Here is a 5,419-nt window from a genome sequence, read left to right on the forward strand (position 1 = left end):
TGCAACAGGAACCAGAGCTGCAAAGCCTGCAGCGTGATTTCGCCACCGAGCTGACACAGGCCATTAACAGGCTGTGGTTGGGCGCTTTACGCTGACTTAAGGCAGCGCTTTGCCGCGGGCAGACAAATACAGCATATACCAGTGCTCGCGGCTCAGCTGTACCTGCGTGGCCTGGGCACAGGCTTTAATGCGTTCAATATTGGTAGTGCCTATTACCGGTTGAATTTGAGCCGGGTGACGCATTAAAAAAGCCAGAACTATCGCTTCGCGGCTGACCTGATACTCTGCCGCCAGGCGGGCAACCAGCTCTGCTGTTTCAGCAATATGCGTCGCTTCACTGCTGACATCTTTGCCGCTGAACAAGCCCTGGCTTAAACTGCCCCAGGCTTGCAGCTGCACTTTATTACGGCGGCAGTATTCGATAGTACCACTACCGAAATTCACCAGTGTCTCGCCACTGCAACCAGCTGTGGTGCCTTCATCCAGCCAGGCCAGATGGCTTAAACTCAGTTCCAGCTGGTTAACTACCAACGGCGTAGTCAATGCGTCCTGCAGCAGGGCCATCTGGTGCTGCTGCATATTCGACACACCAAAATGCTTTACTTTACCGGCTTGCTGTAAATTGCTGAACGTGGCCGCAACTTCTTCCGGCTGCATCAGCGGATCGGGCCGGTGCAGCATCAGCACATCCAGCTGCTCTATTTGCAGCCGCGCTAAAATGCCGTCGACAGACTGTGTTATCCACTGCGCGGAAAAGTCATAGCGCTGCGGCTCGGTATCTGTGGCAAAGCGGATGCCGTACTTAGACTGCAGCGTGATTAAACTGCGCAGTTCAGGCCGCTGCTGCAGCACCTTGCCAAACACCTGCTCGGCTTTGCCGCGGGCATAAATATCAGCATGATCAAACACACAGATGCCAGCCTCAAGCGCTGCATCAATCGCCTGGTGGCAATGGGCAATATCATCGGCACTGATCGGGTTTTGGTTCCAGCCACCACCAAGTGTCATGCAGCCAAACACCAGAGGGCTGTTGTGCGTCACGTAATTACTGAGCGGAGTGTGTTTGGCTGTCATACAAGATCCTGAAATTAAATGTATTACTGCTGGCATTGTACCAGCGTTTGATACTCATCAAAGGCGAAATGATCGGTCATACCACTGATAAAGTCCTGCAGCAGACGGCAACGATAATACAGCTCCTGCGCATTGTCGTCAGTGCTCAGTTGCGCCACTGCCAGCTGATATGCGGCCAGATGTTTATTCGGCAGGCGGTGCACCAAACGTTGCTGTTGCGGCCAGTGATAACCATCATTGCTCAGCATTGCAGTGAAATCGACCTGCGATAAATGCAGTAACGGTCGGTAGCTGTCAAACAGACCTGAAATAATACGAAAACCCTGCAGCTCCAGCGTTTCTACTTCGCTTTGGTTAAACACAAACTGCCGTGCGACCTGTTTAAAGCTGCTGGTAATGGCATGGTACTGGCTATTGTCTTCTAGCAGCGCTCGGTTTAACCGGCCATGATAAACCGCCTCTATATTATCGATAAATTGCTGTGCAGCGTGGCGTACCAGCGGGTGGATCATGTCGACCCGCAGCTTAATAAAGAACGCCGAGGTTTTATTGATCGGTTCTTGCTGCGCTTTATCCAGCGCGGCTTTTATCAGCACTGAAAAGCTGGCACTGGCACCGTTATGGGTATCAATCAGCCGCTGCTGTGGCTCCAGTGCAGTAAAGGCTTTATTTAGCTCATCAGCCAGTTGGCTCAGGCTGAGCAGGCCCTTTTCCACGGCATCTTCAATATCGGCCAGGCAGTAAGAGATATCATCTGCCGCTTCCATAATGTAGGTCAGCGGGTGGCGGCAACCCGGCTCGGTACCCAGCTCCTGCCACAGTTTTTCTACCACTGCCTGCTCAGTCGCATAGTAGCCGGGTTTCTTTTGCAGGTAGCTCAGTGGGTCGGTTTTATCTGGCTTCGCAACGCTGGCCAGCCGGGTGTACTTTAAAATACAGGCCAGCTGCGAGTAGGTCAGGTTCATCCGCTGCAGGCTGTGCACCAGCCGGATAGCCTGGGCATTGCCTTCAAATTGCGCCAGTTCCTGACAGAGTATTTGCCAGTGGCTATTGCCTTCAAGTTTATGGTTTTCACTCAGTAACGGCAGCTCGCGGCTAAACCAGTCGTTAATGGCGGCTTCGCCACTGTGGCCAAACGGCGGGTTACCAACGTCGTGCAGCAGGCAGGCCATTTCTACCAATGACTCTGCCGGGCGTTCCAGCTCAGTAAGTCCATACTGCTCCAGCTTTTCTGGGCTGAGGGCTCGAAACACCGACTGCACGATAAAACGGCCGGTTTGCTGCACTTCCAGTGAGTGCGTCAGGCGGCTGCGTACAGCGGCATTGCGCTCCAGCGGAAAAACCTGGGTTTTTTGCTGTAAGCGGCGCACTGCAGCAGAGTTAATAATGCGGCCGCGGTCGCTTTCCAGTGCACTTTGTAAGTCAGTACGGCTGCTTTGCAGCACGCGGTCAGCTTTGATCTTATTGCGAAAATCCATTCCAACATCCGAAGTGGCAGTAAGCGGTTTAGTGTGGCTGAAAAACTAAGCGGCTGTAAAGTATTCGCTGTAGCACTAACCGGTTTACCCACACCAACACGCCGTAAACCCATCCTTGGGGGCTCGTTTATGAATTGCTTCCGGCAATTCACCCTGCGGGCCATCTTCGATGTTCAAATGTGTTCCAGACACATTTGTCCGCCCGTCCAGGGCTCCAACGGTTGGTTTAGGGTAAGCCGTTTAGTTCACAAGGGAGGCGTAAGATTACAACCAGCCTTTTTGCCGGGCGATACGGGCGGCGTCGATGCGGTTGGCAGCGCTTAGTTTGCTAATGGCTTCTGACAGATAGTTACGCGCTGTACCTTCGGCAATATACAGCGCAGCAGCAATCTCGCTGGTACTCTGGCCGTCGGCAGCCAGGCGCAGTGCCTGACGCTCTTTGTCACTGAGCGGGTCTTGCTCGCCCAGTGAATTTAGCAGCAGTTCACTGTCGACCACGCGTTTACCGGCCATCACCTGGTGTATCGCCTGTACCAGCTGCTCTACCGGCGCGTCTTTTAATAAAAAGCCGCCAACCGCCGCATCCATTGCCCGCTTTACATAGCCGGATCGGCCAAAGGTAGTGATGATGATGACTTTGGTGCTGAGTTTATGTTGCTGTACATACTGCGCCAGTTCGATGCCGCTGTGGCCTGGCATTTCGATATCGCTGAGCAGCAAATCAAAAGGCTGCTGCTTGAGCAGCCTGAGGGCGGCGGCGCCGTCTTCAGTCTCGGTCACGTTGAAGCCGGTTTCCAGCCTAAGCAGGCTGGCCAGTGCAGTACGTACCATAGCCTGATCTTCAGCCAGCAGAATATTCATGCGCTTTGCTCCTGAACGGGCAGGTTAATACTGGCGCAGACCCCGTCATTTGTCTGCAGTGAAAAGATGGCATTTATTGCCGCCAGGCGCTGACGCAGGCCGCTTAGGCCGTTACCTTCGCTGATACCTTTCGCGTCGTTCAGGCTGTTGCCGTTATCCGCCAGGCAAACGTTAAGCGTATTGCCCTGTTGTGCAAAACTCAGTTGGCACAGGTCACCTTTACTGTGGCGGATCACATTTGTCGTCAGCTCGGTTAATGCCAGCAGCAGCGCGGTTTCCTGCTGCTCGGGTAAGGCCGGAATACTGCCTTTAAGCTCCGCCTGAAAACCGGCATCACGCAGCCGGCTCAGCAGTTTAGCCACTTCAGCTGCCAGCCCCTGATGCTGATAACCCGATACACTTTGCCGCACCTGGCTTAGCGCATCACGGGCAATCTGGCTCAGTTCAGCCAGCTGTTGCCGCGCAGCATCAGTTTGCTGGCGGGCCAATAGTTTTTCTGCCAGATCGGCTTTTAAAATCACACTGGATAAGGTGTGGCCCAGAATATCGTGCAAATCGCGGGCAATACGCTCGCGCTCGACCATGGTGGCCAGCTGCTTAATTTCGTCTTCACTTTGTTGCTCTGCCTGACGGTGGCGCAGCTTTGCCTGTTCCGCCCGGCCAAGAAAACTGACCGCCAGCACTATCGGCATACCCATGACTAAAAACAGGTTCCAGTGAATGGTCAGCGTCAGCTCTAACAGCACCAGTAACGCCAGCAGCAGCGTCATTAACAGTACATAACGCCGCAGAGCGTAAGCAAAACCGATAAAGAAACCGGCATAGGCAAACATAGAAACAGAGCCTGGATTAACCGGCGTGATGAGCACCGCCACCAGTATCATACCGGCGATAGGCCAGTGCATATCAGTGCGCCGGCAGCGGTAGGCCCAAAAATAGCACACCAGAAACAGCAGCAGGGCAGCAGCCATACTGGCGTACTGCCATAGCGCAAACCGCACGGTAAAAAGCGGAATAATATAAAAAATCAGGTTTATCAGATAAACCCAGCTGAGTTTACTGTCCAGCTTATTCAAGGGTGCCATCGCGTTATCCTGCTGCTTGCCCGCTTTGGGCCGGAGCACAGTGTAGTAAAAATCAACAGTGCAGTGCCAGTGACAAAGGTCATGTTTTGTCATGGCATTTGTCATGCCCAACAGGTGACAAGCGTGAGCTGTGCTGTCAGCCCCGTCAGCCTAAACTGGCCCTGTCAACAACACACAGACAATCAATAGGGGATCAGATATGACACAGTTAAACAGCACTTTACGCACTTTGGTACTGGCTTTGGGTTTAAGCAGTACCTTAGTTAGCCTGAACAGCGTTGCCGCACAAACCGACGTAACCGTATCTGCGCCACACCAAACCTGCGTCTGTTTTGACGTTACCGTGGTTGGCCAGGGCCCGGCAGTGTTGTTAATTCCGGGCGTGGCGTCGTCCGGCGATGTCTGGCAAAGCACGGTAGAGGCGCTGAAAGCGGATTATCAACTGCATATTTTTACGCTTGCCGGTTTTGCCGGCGTGAAGCCGCTACCCATGCAAAGCTGGGGGGAGGGCTATCTGGCCACGCAACAGCAGGCAATTCTGCGCTACATCAGCGAGCAACAGCTGAATAAGCCGGTGGTGATTGGCCACTCACTAGGCGGGTACTTAGCATTGGCACTGGCCGCCAATGCCCCGGAGCAAATTGGCGCAGCCATTAATGTGGATGGTCTACCGGCGTTGGGGGCATTGATCGCCGAAAAATCAGCTAACAATAAGTCCGTAAGCGCCGATGCTGGCCAGCCGGGCAATACCCCCGCGCCACAACGCGGCTTCGACCCGCAAAGCATGGCCAAAAGCATGGCCAGCGACGAAAACTGGCAGCAGCGTATTGTTGCCGATATGTACCGCTCTGATGGCATGACCTCTGGCCGGGTCATGGGTGAGCTGATGCGGGCCGATTTACGCCCGGCGCTTAGCAATAT

The 5,419-nt window shown here is 53.9% G+C and carries 5 protein-coding genes; 1 reads left to right on the top strand and 4 read right to left on the bottom strand.

The window, feature by feature from the left end; all coding sequences use genetic code 11:
* Positions 1–96: 96 nt before the first annotated feature.
* The 4 genes from VIN66_RS13165 to VIN66_RS13180 all read right to left on the bottom strand — a co-directional run bounded on the left by VIN66_RS13165 (position 97) and on the right by VIN66_RS13180 (position 4,591).
* Entirely contained in the window at positions 97–1,074 is a 978-nt protein-coding gene (locus VIN66_RS13165) for an aldo/keto reductase (protein ID WP_331924405.1), read from the bottom strand.
* 23 nt (positions 1,075–1,097) lie between these two features.
* Positions 1,098–2,552 (bottom strand): dGTPase, encoded by a 1,455-nt coding sequence (gene dgt, locus VIN66_RS13170; protein WP_331924406.1) that lies wholly within the window; start codon positions 2,550–2,552, stop codon positions 1,098–1,100.
* A gap of 264 nt (positions 2,553–2,816) precedes the next feature.
* Positions 2,817–3,413 (bottom strand): response regulator transcription factor, encoded by a 597-nt coding sequence (locus VIN66_RS13175; RefSeq protein WP_331924407.1) that lies wholly within the window; start codon positions 3,411–3,413, stop codon positions 2,817–2,819.
* Positions 3,410–4,591 (bottom strand): sensor histidine kinase, encoded by a 1,182-nt coding sequence (locus VIN66_RS13180; RefSeq protein ID WP_331924408.1) that lies wholly within the window; start codon positions 4,589–4,591, stop codon positions 3,410–3,412. The genes VIN66_RS13175 and VIN66_RS13180 overlap by 4 nt, the downstream gene beginning before the upstream one ends.
* Positions 4,592–4,697: 106 nt before the next feature.
* Here VIN66_RS13180 and VIN66_RS13185 point away from each other — a divergent pair.
* Positions 4,698–5,419 (top strand): alpha/beta hydrolase (locus tag VIN66_RS13185; protein WP_331924409.1); only part of this gene is annotated, 722 nt, incomplete at its 3' end.

Source organism: Rheinheimera sp. (assembly GCF_036568245.1).
GTDB lineage: Bacteria > Pseudomonadota > Gammaproteobacteria > Enterobacterales > Alteromonadaceae > Alishewanella.

Coding starts and splice junctions, on each gene's coding strand:
- dgt (WP_331924406.1), bottom strand. CDS start 2,552: ATGGATTTTCGCAATAAGATCAAAGCTGACCGCGTGCTGCAAAGCAGC.
- VIN66_RS13175 (WP_331924407.1), bottom strand. CDS start 3,413: ATGAATATTCTGCTGGCTGAAGATCAGGCTATGGTACGTACTGCACTG.
- VIN66_RS13165 (WP_331924405.1), bottom strand. CDS start 1,074: ATGACAGCCAAACACACTCCGCTCAGTAATTACGTGACGCACAACAGC.
- VIN66_RS13180 (WP_331924408.1), bottom strand. CDS start 4,591: ATGACAAAACATGACCTTTGTCACTGGCACTGCACTGTTGATTTTTAC.